Raw genomic sequence first — 18,464 nt, 5'->3', positions numbered from 1 at the left:
TCTGTTCCCGTTAGTCCTTTTCTGCCAGCTGCTTTTGCACCAAAGCCACCACGTCAGCAACCGTCTTGGTATTTTCATCAGCATCCAGTTCGATGTCGTATTCGTCTTCCAGTTCGTTGACGATTTCGAACAAGTCCAGGCTGTCAGCTTCCAGGTCATCCTTGATGTTGGCTTCCATGGTTACTTGGTCTGCTTCAACGTCCAGTTCTTCAACGGCGATCTTCTTTACCTTTTCAAAAATTTCTGCTTCTGACATGTGTCTGCTCCTTTTTTAAAAAATAAAACTTAAAATTTAAATCAACTAATCTCAAACAAGTGAATAAACAAATGCTCTTATAGTTTGACCAGCTGGGCGGCGGCGGTTAAGCCCCCGCCAAAACCAGCCAAGACAACCAGGTCGCCCGCCTTCGCCTTCCCTTCTGCAAGCAGCTCAGCCAAGAGAATGGCTTCACTGGCTGCTGAGGTATTGCCGTATTCGGCAATGTTGCAGGGGAATTTTTCCTCCGGCAAGCCCAGCCTTTTGGCCACCTGCTTGATGATCCGGTAATTGGCCTGGTGCAAGAGGAAAAGGTCAACTTCTGCTAAATCCACGCCAGCTTCTGCTAAACAAGCGTTGATTACTTCCGGCACCTTGTGGGTGGCGAACTTGTAAACCTCCCGCCCCTCCATCTTGAAGGGAGCCAGGCTCGTTACCGGACCAGGGAAGGGCTGCAAACTGGTCTGGCCAGCTGACAGGTACTTGGCCAAGTGGCCGTAACTTCTCAATTGGCTAGCCAAAAAGCGCGGCTCAAGAGCGTCCTTTTTGACCAGGACCCCGCCGGCCCCATCTCCGAAAAGGACAGCCGTTGTCCGGTCCTGCCAGTCAACCAGCTTGGACAGGGTTTCCGCCCCGATCACCAGGGCCATCCCGCCAGGCCGCGTCAGCATTTTTTCAGCCACGTCCAAAGCATAGACAAAGCCTGAACAGGCAGCCGACAGGTCAAAGCAGGCCGCGTTTTCTGCCCCAACCGCTGCTTGAACCAGGGCCGCGGTGGCCGGGGTGTAGGCATCGGGGGACATGGTCGCGACGATGATCAGGTCAACTTCTGCCGGGTCTTCACCGACAAGGAGCTGCTTAGCCACCTGGATGGCCAGGTCAGAGGTATTTTCCCCTTGGCTGATCCGGCGGCTGGAAATCCCAGTCCGGCTCTTGATCCAGTCATCGCTGGTTTCCATGATCTGGCTTAGGTCGTCGTTGCTGACCGTGAATTCGGGCAGGTAACGGCTGCTTTTTGCAATTCTGGCGTAAGTCAAGGCAGGCCTCTTTCCATCTCAAAACTATAATTTTGTTGACATGTATAAAGTATAGTCCTGGCTTAAGAAAAGTCAATACTGTTCACGCATTGTATAGTCTACAAATCCCTTATAAAGCTAGTATTCATAAGGGTTTTTAGATAGCAAAAAACTTTTTATTTTTTACTTTATTGGCCCATGTATAGCTTTTTCTTTTAAGAAATCCCCAAGAAAAACAACAGACCCGGAGTCGCTTGCTCCGAGTCTGTTGACTAATTTATTCTCTTTTTAAAAAATTATGCTATTTTTCCATCCGCTTGTTCTCCAGCCGCTTTCTGGCCTCCTGCAGCTTCTCCTGCTTGCTGTTGATGTTTTTGACACCCAAAATATCCAAAAAGAAAGTAAAGATTGGGACGCTGACGATCAAGCCCCAGGTGCCAAAGAAGTGCTCGCCAAAGAGCAGGACCACGAAGGTGTAGAAAATCGGCAATTCCGTCTTGCTGGACATGAATTTCGGGTTCAAAATATAGGTTTCCAAAGTGTGCAGGACGGCAATCATGATCAAAATATAGATCACGTCCTGCATCCCCCCGACCGTATAGGCCACCAAAGACAGAGGAATCAGGGAAATGATCACCCCGGCCACCGGGACCAGGCTGCAGATGAAGACCATGAGGCCCAGGGCAAAAATCTGCGGCATTTTCATAATGGCCAGGCAAATAATGGTCAAAACCGTATTGCAGATGGCAATCAAAAACTGAGCTTCCAGAACCACCCCAAAAGTATTGGTGAACTTGCGGCCAAAGTAGGCAATGTCTTCAAAAAGCCAGCCAAAAAGGCTTGACTTGAGAAAAGACTGGCTGAAGGTGTGCATTTCTTTTAGCTCGATCGTGTAAAAGAAGCTCAAGACCAGGGCCATGACAAAGGACATGGCTACTGAGCCAAAGCCCTTTAATGCCGCCGTCAGCGCGGTCAGGCTGCTCTTGACCTGATTGGAGATTGTTTTTTCAGAAACATACTTGTGCAGCTGACTCATCAGCCAGCCCACGTCATTGGTCTGGTAAAAATCAATCACCGACTTGGTCATCTTGGTCACCTGCTTGACCAAAACCGGGACATAATAGCGCAGGGCAAAGTAAAGCAGGACGACGATCAAGAGATAGGTCAAAGCGACAATCAATTTGTCAGAAACATGCTTGAATTTCCCCTGCACAAACTTGACCAGGTGCACAATCAAGTAGGTGAAGATAAAGGTGAGCAGGATCGTGTTCATCATTGCCCGCACGCAGTACAGGGCCAGAATGATCATGAGCAAGACCGTTGCCCGCCGCAAATGAGTATTGTTTTTAAATCTGTTCCATAAACTGGCTTCCATAGTGTCTTCCCTAACTATTAATCTCCGGAAAAATTATTTTATCTATTGTAAACTTTTTCACCGGGAAAAACAAATCAGAAGGCACCGCCGCCACTGCCGCCCCCAAAGCCGCCGCTGGAGGCGCTGGAGGCCGAGAAGTTGCCGCCAGAGCCAGCTGAAGAAGAAATTGCCTCGTCAAAGCTGGACGCAAAGGCCCCGTAGCTACTGCCGGCATAGTAGTAGGTCCAGTAAGGATCAGCCTCGATTTCTTCTGGGAATTCCAGCTTCAGCTGCTTGAGGACCTTCTTGGCCAGGCCAAAGGCAATGGCGTAAGGCATAACCTGCTCCCAGAGGGTCAGTTCCCCAATATCGCGCAGCTTAAACTGGCCGATATCATCCAGCATGGCTTCAAAGCCTAAAGCTTGTTCAGTAGCTTCTGCCCCCTTTTTTGTCAAAGATGAGAAGTGGTGCAGACGCAACACGGCAACTGCAAAGGCAGCCAAGATCCAGACAGCAACTGGAAAGAGCCACAGGAAATATTTATCATACAAGAAGAAGCTGACGAGAATAGCCGCGACTGACAGGATCATTACGGCTATGGTGTATAACGACAACATCTCCTCTCTGTCCTGCAATTTCTGGTCGATGTAGCCTTCTTTAATCAAGGCCTTTTGGCTGTCCTCTTGCCAGTTCTTGTAGCTAGAAGTAATCCCCTTGCTGTCGCCATATTTTTTCAAGTCTTTGTTGCTAAAGCTTTGTCCATTGCCGACCTTTTTGAAAATTCTGTTTAAAAGCGGCAGGTCGCCTTTATACTTGTCGGTCTTGGTATAAGTGAAGTTCTTTCCCTTCTTGCCTGGATCAATAGTAATTTCGCCCCGGCCGGCCCGGAGGGCAATTTCGGCTGCCAGGGCCTTGCCGTCTGGATCTTTTTTGGTCACCAGGATCTGGGCCGCAGTCGGGCTGAAACTTGGAATTTCAAAATTGTGGCCAATTTCTTTTTTGGCCTTGACCGGGCTGCCCGACTTTCTGCTCTTGATAAAGACTGGCAGATAGAGCAGCGGCGAGATGGCAAAAAGGACCAGGCCGATCAATTCATAAACATTGTGGCGGGACTTTTTAGCGGCAGTTTCTTTTGCCAGCGCTTTTTCCTGGTCCACGACCTTGGCCGCGATTTCCCCGGAATGCCGCTTTTTATTTTGGCTGACTAAACTGTTTGGGAAAAGCAGATGCAGCTCCAAAAAAGTATTTTCCGGCAAAGTGGCTACTTCTGCCTTGACCAGGCCCTTTTCCTTGTCAACGGTCAAATGACCATTGGCATTGACATGGGCCCAGCCCTTCAAGAAGGACAGATTTTTGCCTTTGAAGCGAACCGCGGCAGAAACATTGGAAATCTCTTTATCCCAGCCGTCCCCAATAATCTTGAAGTTCAATTCTGACGCGTCATCATAAGTGTCAACCGCCCTGGAAATCTTGTAGCGGTAGACCACCTGGACCTTCCCCTCTTCGACATGGTGGTAGACCTTGAACTTGTAGGAATTGCCATCTTTACTGAAGTGGTAGACATTGCCGCCGTCAGCCTGGTTGTTCAAGGCCGGCTTGACCGTCTTCCCGCTGGCCAGGTCCTTAACCTCGACGCTCTGCCCGCTGACCTTCTGTCCGCTGGCCAAGTTCTGGGTATAGTAGACCCCATTGGCTGAATCATCAAAGTCATAAACGATCTTCCGGGTCATCGACAAGGACCCGTCAGAATTGACGACTGCCGTGACATCCATCTTGGTTAGGTCATAATCGGCAAAAACTTTTTCTGGTAAAAAGAGGGCCGCAAAGCTGGCCAGAAACAAGGCTAGGACCCATAAATACTTCCGTTTCATCTTTTTCTCCCTTTCATTTTTTCATTGTTCAGACAAGCAAGGCTGGCTGACACAATTTGAGAATATTTTTTCTTAAAATTATTATAATTCAAGCAGCAATTGCTTGGCAACGCGAAAAATATCAGCATTTATTTATGCAAAACAAGGCTTTCTTATGCTTACATCCGTAAGGCGTGGTATACTGTAGTTACTATCGTGGTCTAATAGACCAAATTGTGTTGGGAGGAAACAAGATGCGCAAACCAATGCTGGCCGGCATCCTTGCCGCTGAGCTCGCCTTAGTCGGGGCAGCTGTCTTTTATCACCAAAGCCAGGCTGACAAGAGCAGCGAGTCCGCTGGCAGCAGCAAGACTTACAAGGTCTACAGCAAGACGGAAAAGACCAAGGCCAAGGCCGACAAAGAAGATGAAGGATCCAAATCATCAAGCAAAACAAAAGCAAAGAAAAAGAGCAAGAAGAAGTCATCCAGTTCTTCAAGCTCTTCAGAAGACGTGAGTCAATCATCATCCAGTGAGTCATCAAGCGACTCTTCAAGTTCTTCAAGCGACGACTCATCCAGCTCAAGCTACAGCTACTCCAGCCAGGCTAAGTCCAGCAAGAAGAAGTCGACTAAGAGCTCAAATGGCTCCAGCTCCACTACTTGGGGCTCTGCCTATAGCAACTCAACTTATAGCTACAACTACTCCAGCCCAAGCAGCTCCAAGAGCTCCTCGTCCAGGTCAACTGGTTCAACCGGCTCTTCAAGCTACACGACCAAGAAGAGTAGCACGACGACCAGTAAGTCCACGGCTGATGATGACGTCAACACGACTGAAGACCTGCCAGAAGAAAATGTCAATAATGACAGCGATAATTAAAAAGTTGGCAAGAAAAATAGTTCAAGATCCTAAATGATCTTGAACTATTTTTTTACGCTTTTTCAGTTTTTTATTCTTCGTGAGACTTAACGTCTTCAGCAGCTTCAGCTTCCAGGGCAGCTTCGTACTTTTCAACGCCTTCCTTGGCTGCTTCAGCTACTTCGATGCCCAAGTCGGTCAACTGCTGGTCGGCAACCGGAGCTGGAGCGTGCATCATTGGTTCGCTGGCGCTGGCGTTCTTCGGGAAGGCAATGACGTCACGGATGTTGTCCTTGCCTGCCAAAAGCATGGCGAAGCGGTCCAAGCCGATGGCCAGGCCGGCGTGCGGCGGGAAGCCCATGTCCAGGGCGTCCATCAAGAAGCCGAATTGTTCATAAGCCCGTTCCTTGGTGAAGCCCAGGGCCTTGAACATCTTTTCCTGGATGTCCCGCTTGTGGATCCGGATGGAGCCGCCGCCCAGTTCGTAGCCATTCAAAACGATGTCGTAGCTGCGGGCGTGAGCCTTGTGCGGATCGGTTTCCAGGAGCTCAATTCCCTTGTCATCCGGCATGGTGAATGGGTGGTGGGCAGCGATCCAGCGCTGGTCGCCTTCGTCGTATTCAAACAGCGGCCAGTCGACAACCCAGAGGTACTTGTAAGTGTCCTTTGGAATAATGCCTGTTTCCTTGGCGGTTTGCCGGCGCAGGTAGTCCAGGGAGTCGCAGCAAACCTTCCATTGGTCAGCGATGAAGAGGAGGAGTTCCCCGCCTTCCAGACCGAATTCTTCAACCAAGCCGGCCTTTTCTTCGTCACTTAAGAAACGGGAAACAGGACCGGAGAAGTCGCCGTCTTCATACTTGACCCAGGCCAGGCCCTTAGCGTGGTAACGCTTGATGTAGTCCTGCATGGCTTCGATCTTCTTGCGGGAGTAGAACTTAGCCCCGCCCTTGACCGCGATCCCGCGGACAAAGCCGCCGTTTTCCAAGGCAGAAGCAAAGACCTTGAAGCCGGACTTGGCAAAGACAGAGCCCAAGTCGTGGATCAGCATGCCGTAACGGGTGTCCGGCTTGTCACAGCCGTACTTGTCCATGGATTCCTGCCAAGTGATCCGCGGCAGCGGCAGCTTTAAGTCGATTCCCTTCACGTCCTTCATAACCTTAGCCAGGAGGCCTTCAGTTACTTCTTGAACGCCTTCTTCATCCATGAAGGAAGTTTCCAGGTCGATCTGGGTAAATTCCGGCTGCCGGTCCCCACGCAGGTCTTCATCTCTGAAGCAGCGGGCGATTTGGTAGTACTTGTCAAAGCCGGCCCCCATCAAGAGCTGCTTGAAGATTTGCGGTGACTGCGGCAGAGCGTAGAAGGAACCTGGGTAAACCCGGGAAGGAACCAGGTAGTCCCGGGCGCCTTCCGGCGTTGACTTGCCCAGGTCTGGAGTTTCAATGTTGATGAAGCCTTGGCCTGACAGGTAAGCGTTGGTAGCGGTCATGATCTGGGCCCGCATGATCAAGGCGTTTTGCAAAGTTGGCCGGCGCAGGTCCAGGTAGCGGTACTTCAACCGGGTCTGTTCGCTGGCTACCAGGTCATCCTTGATTTCAAACGGCGGAGTCTTGGCCTTGTTCAAGACCGTGATTTCGCTGGCGATGACTTCCACGTCACCGGTCTTCATGTCCGGGTTTTTGCTGGAGCGTTCGTTAACGTGACCCTTGACTTCGACCACGTATTCCTGGCCCAAGGAAGATGCTACATCCATCAACTCTTTGCCGGAATCGTGGTTGACAACGACTTGGACAATCCCTTCCCGGTCGCGCAGGTCGATGAAGATCAGCTGGCCCAGGTTCCGGACTCTTTGCACCCAGCCGTAAAGAAGGACGTCTTGGTCCAGGTACTGGCTGGTAATGTTGCCACAATAATCAGTTCTTTTTTCCATTTGCATCATTTTGCTAAAAATCTCCTATTTTTCGATCTTGGAAAGCAGGTCTGCCTTGTCTTCCAAGTCAGTAAATTCCAGACTGAACTGTTCCCCGTCGCTCAAGCGCTTGACGGTTAATTTCCCTTCAGCCAGTTCCTTGGCCCCCAGGGTTACGACGTAGCGAGCTCCGACCCGGTCAGCCTTTCTGAACTGGGCCTTGAGCTTCTTCTGGTCAACGTCGTATTGAGCGCTGAAGCCAAGGGAGCGAAGCTGGCGGGCAACTTCCACGGCCTTGATGTCGGTGCCTTCGCCGATATTGGTGATGAAGAAGTCGATCCCCTGGTCTTCAAACATTTCCGGATTTTGCTTGGAGAGAACCAGCATCAGTCTTTCTTCCCCAATCCCGAAGCCGACAGCTGGAGTTTCCGGGCCGGAAAATTCTTCAACCAGGTGGTTGTAGCGGCCCCCGCCCAGAACAGTAGACGGGCTGGACCACAGGGACTTGTCATCAACCATAAATTCAAAGATCACGCCGGTGTAGTAGTCCAGGCCCCGGACCAGGTCGTCGTCGATGACGTACTTAACGCCCAGCTTGTCCAAGCTGGAGAGGATCTTGTTGAAGTTTTCCTTTGATTCATCGTCCAAGTAGTCCCGGATCTTTGGCGCTTCTGGCAAAAACTGCTGGTCTTCTTCAGCCTTGGAGTCCAGGATCCGGAGCGGGTTCTTGCCCAGCCGTCTTTGGGAGTCTTCTGAAAGCTGGTCCTTAACCGGAGTGAAGTATTCAACCAGGGCATCGTGGTAGGCCTGGCGGACCTCGCTGTCACCTAAAGTGTTGATGTGAAGCTCGTAGTTCTTAACCCCCAGTTCAGCCAGGAGGTCATGGCCCAAGAGGATGGTTTCAACATCAGCCAGGTAGCCGTTTGAGCCGAAACTTTCCACCCCGATTTGGTGGAATTCTCTTTGCCGGCCGGCTTGCGGACGTTCATACCGGTACATTGGGGCAATGTAGTAAACGTTGAAAGGCTTGACATAGTCAGGGCCATAGATCTTGTTTTCGACATAAGCCCGCACTACCCCAGCCGTGCCTTCTGGCCGGAGGGCGATGTGGCGGCCGCCCTTGTCTTCAAAATCGTACATTTCCTTTTCAACCACGTCACTGGTTTCACCAGATGACCGGGAAAAGAGTTCGTAGTTTTCAAAACTTGGCGTTCTTATTTCATGGTAGTTGGCCCGCTTGAAGAGGTCACGGGCGGTTTGTTCCACCTTTTCCCACTGGCCGGACGTTTCCGGGAGAATGTCGACTGTACCTTTTGGTCTTTGAACTCTCATAATTTCACCTTTGTTTCCTTGTTTTGACTAAGATAATAAAAAGCGCCCTTGAATTTAATCAAGGGCGCTTGAAAACAGCACGGTACCACCTTTTGCTTGCTGTCATTAACGCTGACGAAACGAACCATTATCTGCTAAAGGGTCACAGCTAGCAGCCATCTGCTCTTTCACCAAACGGGCAGTCTCTAAAATGGCCGGGCTATCTTCATTCTTTGTCATTGATAATTCTCATTAAGTTTATCCTGTTTTGTCTTCCTAATCAAGTTAGAAAGCGTTTTTTTACAGATTATTCTGCTGGCAGGTCCAAGACGATCGTGAAAGGACCGTCATTTTCCAGTTCGACCTTCATGTCGGCGCCGAATTCCCCGGTTTCCACGGTCAAGCCCCGCTTTTCCAGTTCTTGGTTAAAGTCTTCCCAGAGCTGGCTGGACTTAGGCGGCCGCATGGCGTGAACAAAACTTGGCCGGTTACCCTTCTTGGTATCGGCCAGGAGGGTAAACTGGCTGACGGACAGGATCTGCCCGCCGACATCCTTGATGCCCAGGTTGGTCTTGCCTACTTCATCTTCGAAGATCCGCATTTTGGCGATCTTGTCAGCGGCCTTGACTACCTGCTCTTCCCCGTCGCCTTCAGCCAGGCCGACTAATAAAAGCAGGCCCTTTTGAATCTGGCCGACAGTCTTGCCGTCGATTCTGACGGCGGCATGGTTGACTCTTTGAATTACTACGCGCATTTTTTCTAAAAATCTCCCTGCTTCTAGCCTAGTTGTCCGTCCGCTTGGTGTCGTAAACGTCTGGAATGTCCCGCAGCTTGGCCATGATGTCATTCAGTTGGGCGGCATTCTTGACTTCAACCGTGATGTAGAAGTGGGCAATATTTTCTTCATTGACGCTGGCTGAAACATTGGTGATGTTCTTGGTCAAAGCATTCAAACGGTTGATGACATCACCGAGCAGCTTCTGCCGGTTGTAGCCAAAGAGCTCAAAGTTGGCGTTGAAGCTGGCCTGCTTGCCTTCATCAATATTGTTCCATTCAACATCGATCATCCGCCCTTGAGCAGCCGGGTCAGCGCTAACTACGTTTCGGCAGTCAGCCCGGTGGACAGTGACCCCCCGGCCCTTGGTGACATAACCGACGATCGGGTCGCCTGGAACCGGGTTGCAGCACTTGGCAAAGTGCAGGTCCAGGTCTTCTAGGCCCTGGACGCGGACTAAGCTGTCCGGCTTTTTGCCCTTGACCTTGGACTTGGCGTCGTCTTTTTGTGGAGCGGGCTTTTTAACCACGCTGGAAGCAGCGGCTTGCTGGCCGGCAGACATGATCTGGGCTTCAAACTGCTTCTGCTTTTCTTCTTCCTGCTGCCGGCGTAGGTCGGCCGTCAAGCGGTTGTAGATGGACAAAGCTGACATGTTGCCAAAGCCGATAGCCGCGTACATGTCTTCATCGGTCTTAAAGCTGAAGTGGTCCAGAACCTCGTCGATATGGCTCTTGTCTAAGTAGTCCTTGGCACTTAAGCCGTTTTCCTTAAGCAGGTCGGTCAATTCACTCTTGCCCCGGGCCACGCTTTCTTCCCGGTCAATGTCTCTGAAGTAGCGGCGGATCTTGTTCTTGGCCCGGGAGGTCTTGACCATTTCCGCCCAGTCTCTTGATGGCCGGGCATTGCTTTGGGTCAAGATGTCGACCACGTCACCGTTCTTCAGCTTGTAGTCCAAAGGAACCAGCTTATCGTTAACCTTGGCCCCGATGGCATGGTCACCGACTTGGGTGTGGATGGCGTAGGCAAAGTCCAGGGTGACTGACCCTTTAGGCAGTTCGTAGACTTCGCCCTTAGGCGTAAAGACGTAGACCTTGTCGGCAAAAATATCCGAATGAACGGCTTCCATGAACTCGTCAGCGTCGCTGGAGTCCTTTTGCAACTCCAGGATTTCCCGGCCAATGTCCAGAGCCCCGCCGTCTTTTTCATCAACGCCTTGGAAGTTGCCCCGCTTGTAGGCCCAGTGGGCCGCAACACCATATTCGGCAACCTCGTGCATTTCTTCAGTTCTGATCTGGATTTCCAAAGGCTTGCCGCCAGGGCCAATGATGGTCGTGTGCAGGGACTGGTAGCCGTTAGCCTTAGGCATGGCAATGTAGTCCTTAAAGCGGCCAGGCATTGGCTTCCACTTGGTATGAACTGCCCCTAAGACCGCGTAGCAGTCCTTGACCGTCGGCACGATCACCCGGACAGCCAGCAAGTCGTAGATCTCGTTGAAGTCCTTGTGCTTGTTGACCATCTTTTTATAGATGGAATAGATGTGCTTCGGCCGGCCACTGATGTCGTACTTGATGCCCAAGGAATCAAGAGTCCCCCGCAAGTAGTCGATAGCATCCTTGATGTAGCCTTCCCGTTCGCTTCTCTTGGCGTCCATCATGGAAACAATCTTGTAGTACTCTTCCGGATTCATGTAGTGGAAGGACATGTCTTCCAGTTCCCACTTGATGGTCCCGATCCCCAGCCGGTCGGCTAGTGGTGCATAGATGTCCAGGGTTTCAGCGGCAATGCGGCGCTGCTTGTCCGGACGCAGGTGCTCCAGGGTGTGCATGTTGTGCAGGCGGTCAGCCAGCTTGACCAGGATGACCCGGAGGTCCTTAGCCATGGCGATCAGCATCTTGCGGTGGTTTTCCGCCAGGAATTCCTTGTGAGACTTGTACTCGTACTTGTTTAACTTGGTGACCCCGTCAACGATGAAGGCCACGTCGGCGCCAAACTTTTCCTTGATATCGTCATTGGTGACCGCGGTGTCTTCAACCGTGTCATGTAAAAAGCCCGCAGCTACCGTGTCCGGGTCCAGGCCCAAATTGGCCAGGGTTCCTGCTACCTGGGTCGGGTGGACAATGTAAGGCTGGCCGGAGGCTCTGGTTTGTCCCTCATGGGCCCGGGCCGCGAATTGATAAGCACTTTCGACAAAGGCCAATTGGTCAGCCGTCATGTATTTCTTGCAGGCGGCCATGACCTGCTCGTGAGTCATTTCAGTATACTTTGACATCTAGATCACCAGTTTCTAACTTTTAATTAATCAGTACCTGTTATTTTAGCGCAAAAAGTTCGATTAACACAAGCTTAAACTCTTAAGCTGGACTGCTTATAAAAAAATGAGAGTTTCTTTTACTTTTATTTTAGCGCATTTTTCCTTAAATACTGAAAGAGTTAGTCATGCTTGCGGGAAATTGCCAGGCCGATCCAGCGGCCTGCCCGCATCTTGAGGTCGATTTGGAAGGAATTCTCTGCCAGGGCCTGCTCAATTTTTGGTAGCTGCAGGTAGTCAATCCCGGAGAAGATGACCTGACCGTCTTCGTTTAAGTGGCTGTCCAGCTGCGGGATGAGGTCCAGGAGAATTTCAGCCAGAATGTTGGCCACGATCAAGTCAAACTTGCCGTCAACATCAGCCAGCAAGCTGGTCTTTTGCAAGGCAATGTCGTGGATGCCGTTTAAAGCCGCGTTTTCTTCAGCCGCCGTCATTGACTCATCAGAAATGTCAGTGGCCAAAACGCTCTTAGCCCCCAGTTTGTGAGCAGCAATCGCCAAAATGCCGGACCCAGTCCCCACGTCTGCCACTGTCAAAGGCTTGACCATGGCCCGTTCAATGCCCAGCATGGCTAATTGAGTCGTCTGGTGGTTGCCAGTCCCGAAGGCCAGGCCTGGATCCAGGCGGATGATTTCCTGGTCCTTAAAGGCTGGCTGGTAGTCTTCCCATTCCGGCACGATAGCCAGGTGGCGGGAGAGGTTGATGACGTGGTAGTACTTTTGCCAAACAGTGTTCCAGTCCTGGTCGGCCACGTAGTCAACGGAGATTTCGCCTGGGGCGGTCTTTAAGCCGTAGCCTGCCAGTTCAGCCAGTTTTTCCTTGAAACGCTTAACCGTTTCTTCCGGGTCAGTTTCTTCATCAAAGTAGGCGATGAATTCCAGTTCATCAGGCAGGTTGGGGATGTCGTCCATGTCAACGACCGTTGAGTCGTGCAGCCAGCCGGCTTGTTCAAAGTCGCTTCTGCGCCGGGCTTCCGTCCCCAAGGCCTTTAAGTCTTCCGTGGCAAAATAAGCCAAGGCGTCTTCAACGTCGTAGCTGCTTTCGATCTTGATCTCAAGTAATTTCATGATTTCGTCTTCTTTCTTTAGCTTCTTCTCTTAAAATGGTATCATGGAAAGCGGTGATAACAATGTCAAAAAAGAAAAAGAATAAAGATAAATTAGACAAGACCCTGGTTGAAAAGATCCTTGACCAGCAAAAAATTGCCTATCAGCAGCATATCAGTGAAATTACTGAAGACCACGGAGTTGCCCAAGTCAGTGCCGGCAGCCCCATTTTAGATGGCAACCCGGTTTACAAGACCCTGGCGGTAAATGGCAACAAGACCGGCCCGATCGTCGGCGTTGTGCCGTTAAGCGGCCACTTGGACCTTAAAAAGATTGCCAAGGCTTCCGGCAACAAGAAGTGTGAAATGGTCCCCCTCAAGCAGCTGGAAAAGACTACTGGCTATGTGCATGGGGCCAACACGCCAATTGGCATCTACCACAGCAAGAAGTTCCCGATCTTTTTGGATGAGAGCGTCTTAAAAGAAGACGGGATCTGGGTGTCCAGCGGTGAAGTCGGCCGCAGCGTCATGGTCAACCCGCTTGACTTGCAGAAACTGGTCAAGGCCACGGTGGCTGACCTGCAGGAATAAGACTAAAAACAGCTTTTGTCCTACTTTTCGTTAGGCAAAAGCTGTTTCTTTTTTCTTTCAATTTTTTAATCGACCCGGCGCCACTTCTTGTCAGTCAGGATTCTGGCGGTCAAAAGGCCAGCTGGCAAAGACAAAACCAGCATGATGGCTTCCGTCATCCAGGTAGCCCCGGCCCCAACATTGGTCAAGGCCAAGAGGAAGATCCCCCGGTACATGTAAAGGCCTGGCACCATGATGACGATGGAAGGCACGGTCAAGGCGATCCGCGGGTAGCCGACCTTTTCCCGGACATAGCCGGCCAAGAGGCCAGCCAGCAGGGCTGCTAAAAAGGCTGCCAAGGGAGCCGGGAAATGGGCAAAGTCAACCAGGGACAAGCGCATGGTATTGGCAATCGCCCCCACAACCCCGGCCGCGGCGGCCATACGCCGGTGGGAGTTGAACATCAAGGAGAAGCCAAAGACCCCGCAGAAGCTGGCTAAAAGGCGGCAAGCTGCCAGAAGAGGCCGGGAAAGGCCCAAGGCCGGCAGGTCGCCAGGCTTGATCTGCAAAGCCGTGGCCATCATCCAGCCGGTGCCAGTCGCGATCAAGATAATGAAGATGGCATAAGCCAGGCGCTCGAGGCCAGACCGCATGTCCAGCTTGGCAATGTCCAAACCTGAAGTAATAAAGGGAAAACCTGGAATAACAAAGAGCATGGCCCCGATGTAGCCGCGCATGTGGATCATGTCCACATTAAAGAGCAAGTGGCCCAGCATGAAGGCCAGGTAGTAGGACAAACAAGCCGCTGCTACCCCAACCGCGGTCGTGGCCGCGACCGTAATCCGTCTTTTGCCTAAGCTGCCCCGGGCAAACTGGCCCAGGCCTGCCCCGATGAAGGAGCAGATGATTTCAGGAATCCCCCCGCCCAAGAGGAAAATAAAGCCGCCGCAGGCTAGTGCCGCTGCCAGGCTTGATCCCCAAAGAGGATAGCGCCCTTTGATATGTTCGATTTCCCCTAAGCGCCGGCGAACTGTTTTGATTTCGAAGTCACCGCTGGCTGCTTCAAACTGGCGGACGAATTTCTCCAATTCATTCAGCTTGGCCATGTTGACCCCGGTGGTTGGCAGGGCCAGGCTTTGGGAGTATGACTGGTTGTCAACGTCGAAGTAGGTGCAGACAATGGAGATCAGACCGATGTCAGCGCTGCAGGTCAAGTCCAGGGTCCTGGCCAGGGTGTCCATGGCGTCCCGGACCCGCCAGGCCCCAGTCCCGCAGCTCAGCATCATCAAGCCAACCCGGGAGATGATCGATCCCTTTTCAATCAAAGTTGCATCCTTGATCTTGGTTTCGTCATCGCTTTGGAAGAATTCTTCCCACTGCACCCGCATGTGGTGGTGGTGAGAGAGGTGGTGTTGGTACTCTTGCTCAGTACTTTCGGTTTTCATGTTGACCGTGTTTGCCTTCTTTCATTTTTCTTTGCATTTCTCAACTTTTTCATTTTAGCATAAAAAGAGACTGCTATTTCCCGCCCTCCCCTATTAAAGCGCTTGCCAAAAAGAATATTTTTGCAGAGAAAAACCGTCCCAGCAAGCTGAGGCGGTTAACTTCATATTTACTTTCGCTTGTATTGGCGGACGTAGCCTTCTTGTCCGGCCAAATACCAGGTGCCGTGGTTGGCGTCGCTGGTAAATTCGACATTTTCCGGCAGGTTTTCCAAGCCTTCAGTGAAGATGTCTTCGTATTGGCCAACGCCAAGGCGGATTCTTTCCTTGAGCATGCGGGCGTGCAGGGCTGGGCGCAGGCGCTTTTGGTAGCCTTCGACCACCTTGCCGCTGAAGAATTCAGCCATGGCGCCAGATCCGTAAGAGAAGAAGCCGATTCGGTCACCGGCTTCAAGGTCCCCGTTTTCCAGCAGGCTCAAGACAGACATGTAGAGGCTGGCCGTGTAGATGTTGCCGACCTGCCGGCTGTACTTGGCTGACAGCTGGAAGTTGTCGCTGAGGCGCTTGACGGTTTCGTCATCCTGGCCTTCAATGGCAATCTTGTGGGCCTTGTAACCCATCTTGGTATAAGGCAGGTGGTAACAGATGCCGGCAAAGTCAGAGACTTGCAGCTGCTTTTCTGCAAGGAAAGGCTTGAAGGTGCTCTTGAAGAAGTCCAGGTAGACATCGCGGCTGTAGTGGCCGTCGACCACGGCAGTGGCCATGTTGTTTGGCCGCCAGAAGTCATTGATGTTTTCAGAGTGGGAAGTGTGCCCGTCTTCCAGGGCAATAATTGCCGGATTTTCCTTGATCAGCATGCTGATGGCCCCGGCGCCCTGGGTAACTTCACCAGCCGTAGCCAGGCCATAGCGGGCGATGTCGCTGCCGATGATCATAGCAGAGTGGTGCGGGTGGGCCCGGACGTAGTCGCGGGCAACCTGCAAGCTGGCGGTCAAGGCAAAGCAGGCTTCCTTGATTTCAAAAGTTCTGATCCGGGCTGGCAGGTTAAGTGCTTCCTTGACAAAGAGGGAGGCTGACTTTGACTGGTCAATCCCGCTTTCGGTCGCAAAGATCAATAAGCCTAATTGCTCCAGATCAACCTGGTCAAGGTATTCAGCCGTCGCGTTGATCCCCATGGAAACTGCATCCTGGGTCTTGTCAGCGACCGCCATCCGGTCCTGGCCGATGCCGATCAAAAATTTGTTGGGATCTTGGTTTCTGGCGTTGGCCAGGTCAACCATGTCCACAAACTTGTTAGGAGTATAAAAACCTATCTGATCAATACCGATGTCCATTAATTATTGTCCTCGCAATTCTTTCAAAAAATTCTTGGCTGCTGTTTCGCCATACTTTCCCTGGCTAATCATCATTTGATAAACAGCTTCTTTTTCTTCAGGCGCTGCCGGCAGGGTCTGAACCACGTTGCGGCTCTGCAGGCGCATGTGGCCAGCCTGGATCCCCTTGGTGGAGATGGCATTCAAAGCCGCGAAGTTGTTGGCCAGGGCCACGGCCGCGGTCAGTTCTGCCAATTCAGCTGCTTTTATTTTACCTAAAATGGCATAGCTTTGTCTAATATCAGGCCGCGATGAAATGGAGCCGCCGACGACCCCTAAGGCCAGGGGCAGGGTGACTTCGCCAAGAAGCATATCGTCTTCCAGTTTCCAGGAGCTGAGGCTTTGGTACTGGCCGCTTCTAGCAGCATAAGCATGACTTGCTGCTTCAACTGCCCGGTAGTCATTGCCGGTTGCCAGCATGACAGCGTCCACCCCATTCATGATCCCCTTGTTGTTGGTTACGGCCCGGTAAGGATCATTGGCCCCGATTTTAGCAAGCAGAGCCATCTTTTTAGCAACCTCCCTGCCTTCTGCCGGATCTCCTTTTTTACTCAGGAGACTAACAGGAATCGCCACCTTAGCAGTAGTCAGCTGGCTGGGATAGTTGGACAGGATGGCGAAGAGCTTAGCTTCAACGCCAGGAAAGGCCAGCATTTTCTGGGCCAGGAATTCCAGGATGGCGTTGGTCTTATTGGCCCCCATGGCTTCAGCTGGGTCAACCAGGGCCAGGAGGTAGACCAGGTCAGCTTCCTGGCGAGCGGTCAGTTCTTTTAAGCCGCCCCCGTGGCGGATCAAGCTGGCAAATTCCTTGTTGGCATCCTTAATATAGGCCTGAAACTCCTCTTTAAAGTCAGCCAGGGAAAAAGCTTCCGTGACTTCTAGGACGATTTGCCCATAGATGCCGTCGCGACGGCTGTTTGCTTTTACGCCGCCAGCTTTAGCAAAAACGGACATGCCGTGGTTGGCGGCGGCGACGACGGAGGCTTCTTCAGTCGTCATAGGGATCCGCCATTTTTTGCCATTGACCAGGGCGCCGGTCAAACAGCTCAAGGGGAACTTGACCTCCCCGACCACGTTCTCGCTCATTCCATCCAGGCGGGATAAGTCAGCGGCGGGGATGGCTTCTAAAGAAACCCCGGCATCTTGCAAAAACTGCCGCCTCTCTTCGGGCGGCAACTGATAGAATTTCATTTTATGCCTTCTCAATTTCAAAAGCGATGGCCAGGCCGCCCCCGATGCAGAGGCTGGCGATAGCGCGCTGGCCGTCTCTTTGCAGCTGGCGGGCAGAAGTAGCCAGCAGCCGGGTGCCGGAAGCGCCGAGCGGGTGACCCAAAGCGATCGCCCCGCCCTGCTTGTTGACCTTGTCCAAAGGAATTTCCAAGTCGCGGGCAACAGCCAAAGTCGTAGCGGCAAAGGCTTCGTTGATTTCAAAGAAGTCGTAGTCGGCTACCTGCCGGCCAGTTTCGTTAAGCAGCTTGCGGATAGCGTAGTATGGACCGTAGCCCATGAATTCCGGATCATAGCCAACTTCGGCGTAAGCGCCCAGCTTGGCTAAAGGCGTCAGCTGGTATTCAGCAACTTTTTCGGAAGTAGCCAGGATGATCATGCTGGCCCCATCGGAGATTGGGGAGGCGTTGCCAGCAGTGACCGTCCCGTCTTCTGAGAAGGCCGGCTTCAGGCCTGCCAGGGCTTCCAGGCTGGTATCCGGGCGGACGTTTTCATCTTGCTTGAGATCTTCAATTTGAATGATTTCGTCGGCAAAAAGCCCTTCTGCTTGTGCCTTGACGGCTTTTTGGTGAGATGACAGGCTGAAGGCGTCAGCGTCTTGGCGGCTGATGTGGTCGCGCTTAGCCACGTTTTCGGCAGTGATGCCCATGGATTTGCCTGAGAAGGAGTCAACGAGACCATCGCTGAACATGATTTCCTTTGGGGCGTTGGTCATGCTTTCGCTGCCGCCGACAGCAACCAGGCCCAGGTCACCGATTAACATTTGGGCTTCAGCCAGGCGGGCAGCCTTGAGGCTGGAGCCGCAGACTTCGTTGATGGACACGGCGACAGAGTCCTGCCGCATCCCGGCGTTTAAGGCGATTTGCCGGGCCATGTTTTGGCCCAGGCCAGAAGACAGGACATTGCCCATGAAGAGGGCGTCCAGGGCTTCGGCGTCAAGCCCCGCTTCTCTCAAGGCGCCGCGCAGGGCGATTTGGCCCAGGTCGATGGCGGAAAAGTCAGCCAATTGCTTGTGGTAACGGCCAAATGGAGTTCGCTTGGCCGCAACAATATAAATATCTTGCATGTATTTTTTCTCCTCAACTAAGTTTTGTTTTGGGGATGCTGAGTTTGGCTCAGCTTTTATATAACCAGTATATTTTACTATAATACGCGTGGTGCTAGTTGAAATATA

General features: G+C 52.0%; 15 protein-coding genes. 2 read left to right on the top strand and 13 right to left on the bottom strand.

Annotation, left to right across the window (positions count from 1 at the left end; genetic code table 11):
• Positions 1-10: 10 nt before the first annotated feature.
• From ACYVUU_RS04440 to ACYVUU_RS04425, 4 genes are all read right to left on the bottom strand, one after another.
• Complete coding sequence (locus tag ACYVUU_RS04440) at positions 11-256, bottom strand: acyl carrier protein (protein ID WP_439774813.1); 246 nt, start codon at positions 254-256, stop codon at positions 11-13.
• Between the two features lie 77 nt (positions 257-333).
• A complete protein-coding gene (locus tag ACYVUU_RS04435) occupies positions 334-1,293 on the bottom strand; it encodes a beta-ketoacyl-ACP synthase III (protein WP_439774826.1) in 960 nt (319 codons plus the stop codon).
• Positions 1,294-1,573: 280 nt separating this feature from the next.
• On the bottom strand, positions 1,574-2,647 hold the full coding sequence (locus tag ACYVUU_RS04430; protein ID WP_484500075.1) for an AI-2E family transporter: 1,074 nt from the start codon (positions 2,645-2,647) through the stop codon (positions 1,574-1,576).
• 74 nt (positions 2,648-2,721) lie between these two features.
• Positions 2,722-4,497: a DUF2207 family protein gene (locus tag ACYVUU_RS04425; RefSeq protein ID WP_484500074.1), complete on the bottom strand. Its 1,776-nt coding sequence runs from the start codon at positions 4,495-4,497 to the stop codon at positions 2,722-2,724.
• 233 nt (positions 4,498-4,730) lie between these two features.
• On the opposite strand from ACYVUU_RS04425, the gene ACYVUU_RS04420 reads away from it, so the two are divergent.
• Positions 4,731-5,354: a hypothetical protein gene (locus tag ACYVUU_RS04420; protein WP_484500073.1), complete on the top strand. Its 624-nt coding sequence runs from the start codon at positions 4,731-4,733 to the stop codon at positions 5,352-5,354.
• A gap of 70 nt (positions 5,355-5,424) precedes the next feature.
• On the opposite strand, the gene aspS is transcribed toward ACYVUU_RS04420, so the two are convergent.
• The 5 genes from aspS to prmA all read right to left on the bottom strand — a co-directional run bounded on the left by aspS (position 5,425) and on the right by prmA (position 12,700).
• Complete coding sequence (aspS, locus tag ACYVUU_RS04415; protein ID WP_484500072.1) at positions 5,425-7,269, bottom strand: aspartate--tRNA ligase; 1,845 nt, start codon at positions 7,267-7,269, stop codon at positions 5,425-5,427.
• A 15-nt stretch (positions 7,270-7,284) separates the two neighbouring features.
• The gene (gene hisS / locus ACYVUU_RS04410; RefSeq protein ID WP_439774896.1) at positions 7,285-8,571 is read right to left on the bottom strand and encodes a histidine--tRNA ligase; all 1,287 of its coding nucleotides are present in this window, start codon (positions 8,569-8,571) and stop codon (positions 7,285-7,287) included.
• Between the two features lie 286 nt (positions 8,572-8,857).
• Positions 8,858-9,304 carry a D-aminoacyl-tRNA deacylase gene (gene dtd, locus ACYVUU_RS04405; RefSeq protein ID WP_484500071.1) on the bottom strand — a complete coding sequence of 149 codons (447 nt, stop codon included), beginning with the start codon at positions 9,302-9,304 and terminating at the stop codon, positions 8,858-8,860.
• Positions 9,305-9,332: 28 nt separating this feature from the next.
• Complete coding sequence (locus ACYVUU_RS04400; protein WP_484500070.1) at positions 9,333-11,594, bottom strand: RelA/SpoT family protein; 2,262 nt, start codon at positions 11,592-11,594, stop codon at positions 9,333-9,335.
• A gap of 161 nt (positions 11,595-11,755) precedes the next feature.
• Positions 11,756-12,700 carry a 50S ribosomal protein L11 methyltransferase gene (gene prmA / locus ACYVUU_RS04395; RefSeq protein ID WP_484500069.1) on the bottom strand — a complete coding sequence of 315 codons (945 nt, stop codon included), beginning with the start codon at positions 12,698-12,700 and terminating at the stop codon, positions 11,756-11,758.
• 62 nt (positions 12,701-12,762) lie between these two features.
• Between prmA and ACYVUU_RS04390 the strand changes: the two genes are divergently transcribed.
• The gene (locus tag ACYVUU_RS04390) at positions 12,763-13,269 is read left to right on the top strand and encodes an aminoacyl-tRNA deacylase (protein WP_484500068.1); all 507 of its coding nucleotides are present in this window, start codon (positions 12,763-12,765) and stop codon (positions 13,267-13,269) included.
• A 65-nt stretch (positions 13,270-13,334) separates the two neighbouring features.
• Here the strand turns inward: ACYVUU_RS04390 and ACYVUU_RS04385 are convergent, their stop codons facing one another.
• The 4 genes from ACYVUU_RS04385 to ACYVUU_RS04370 all read right to left on the bottom strand — a co-directional run bounded on the left by ACYVUU_RS04385 (position 13,335) and on the right by ACYVUU_RS04370 (position 18,356).
• A complete protein-coding gene (locus ACYVUU_RS04385) occupies positions 13,335-14,693 on the bottom strand; it encodes a threonine/serine exporter family protein (RefSeq protein ID WP_484500067.1) in 1,359 nt (452 codons plus the stop codon).
• Between the two features lie 167 nt (positions 14,694-14,860).
• On the bottom strand, positions 14,861-16,024 hold the full coding sequence (locus tag ACYVUU_RS04380; RefSeq protein WP_484500066.1) for a hydroxymethylglutaryl-CoA synthase: 1,164 nt from the start codon (positions 16,022-16,024) through the stop codon (positions 14,861-14,863).
• A gap of 3 nt (positions 16,025-16,027) precedes the next feature.
• Positions 16,028-17,254 carry a hydroxymethylglutaryl-CoA reductase, degradative gene (locus ACYVUU_RS04375; RefSeq protein ID WP_484500065.1) on the bottom strand — a complete coding sequence of 409 codons (1,227 nt, stop codon included), beginning with the start codon at positions 17,252-17,254 and terminating at the stop codon, positions 16,028-16,030.
• Position 17,255: 1 nt separating this feature from the next.
• The gene (locus ACYVUU_RS04370) at positions 17,256-18,356 is read right to left on the bottom strand and encodes a thiolase family protein (protein WP_439774904.1); all 1,101 of its coding nucleotides are present in this window, start codon (positions 18,354-18,356) and stop codon (positions 17,256-17,258) included.
• Positions 18,357-18,464: the final 108 nt, after the last annotated feature.

The organism is Lactobacillus sp. WILCCON 0058 (assembly GCF_057198005.1).
This window is presented reverse-complemented; position numbering and strand designations above follow the sequence as displayed.

What these genes read in the sequence shown, in the direction of transcription:
- ACYVUU_RS04440 (WP_439774813.1), bottom strand. Translation starts at nt 256, where the DNA reads ATGTCAGAAGCAGAAATTTTTGAAAAGGTAAAGAAGATCGCCGTTGAA.
- ACYVUU_RS04430 (WP_484500075.1), bottom strand. Translation starts at nt 2,647, where the DNA reads ATGGAAGCCAGTTTATGGAACAGATTTAAAAACAATACTCATTTGCGG.
- ACYVUU_RS04425 (WP_484500074.1), bottom strand. Translation starts at nt 4,497, where the DNA reads ATGAAACGGAAGTATTTATGGGTCCTAGCCTTGTTTCTGGCCAGCTTT.
- ACYVUU_RS04420 (WP_484500073.1), top strand. Translation starts at nt 4,731, where the DNA reads ATGCGCAAACCAATGCTGGCCGGCATCCTTGCCGCTGAGCTCGCCTTA.
- aspS (WP_484500072.1), bottom strand. Translation starts at nt 7,269, where the DNA reads ATGATGCAAATGGAAAAAAGAACTGATTATTGTGGCAACATTACCAGC.
- hisS (WP_439774896.1), bottom strand. Translation starts at nt 8,571, where the DNA reads ATGAGAGTTCAAAGACCAAAAGGTACAGTCGACATTCTCCCGGAAACG.
- dtd (WP_484500071.1), bottom strand. Translation starts at nt 9,304, where the DNA reads ATGCGCGTAGTAATTCAAAGAGTCAACCATGCCGCCGTCAGAATCGAC.
- ACYVUU_RS04400 (WP_484500070.1), bottom strand. Translation starts at nt 11,594, where the DNA reads ATGTCAAAGTATACTGAAATGACTCACGAGCAGGTCATGGCCGCCTGC.
- prmA (WP_484500069.1), bottom strand. Translation starts at nt 12,700, where the DNA reads ATGAAATTACTTGAGATCAAGATCGAAAGCAGCTACGACGTTGAAGAC.
- ACYVUU_RS04390 (WP_484500068.1), top strand. Translation starts at nt 12,763, where the DNA reads ATGTCAAAAAAGAAAAAGAATAAAGATAAATTAGACAAGACCCTGGTT.
- ACYVUU_RS04385 (WP_484500067.1), bottom strand. Translation starts at nt 14,693, where the DNA reads ATGAAAACCGAAAGTACTGAGCAAGAGTACCAACACCACCTCTCTCAC.
- ACYVUU_RS04380 (WP_484500066.1), bottom strand. Translation starts at nt 16,024, where the DNA reads ATGGACATCGGTATTGATCAGATAGGTTTTTATACTCCTAACAAGTTT.
- ACYVUU_RS04375 (WP_484500065.1), bottom strand. Translation starts at nt 17,254, where the DNA reads ATGAAATTCTATCAGTTGCCGCCCGAAGAGAGGCGGCAGTTTTTGCAA.
- ACYVUU_RS04370 (WP_439774904.1), bottom strand. Translation starts at nt 18,356, where the DNA reads ATGCAAGATATTTATATTGTTGCGGCCAAGCGAACTCCATTTGGCCGT.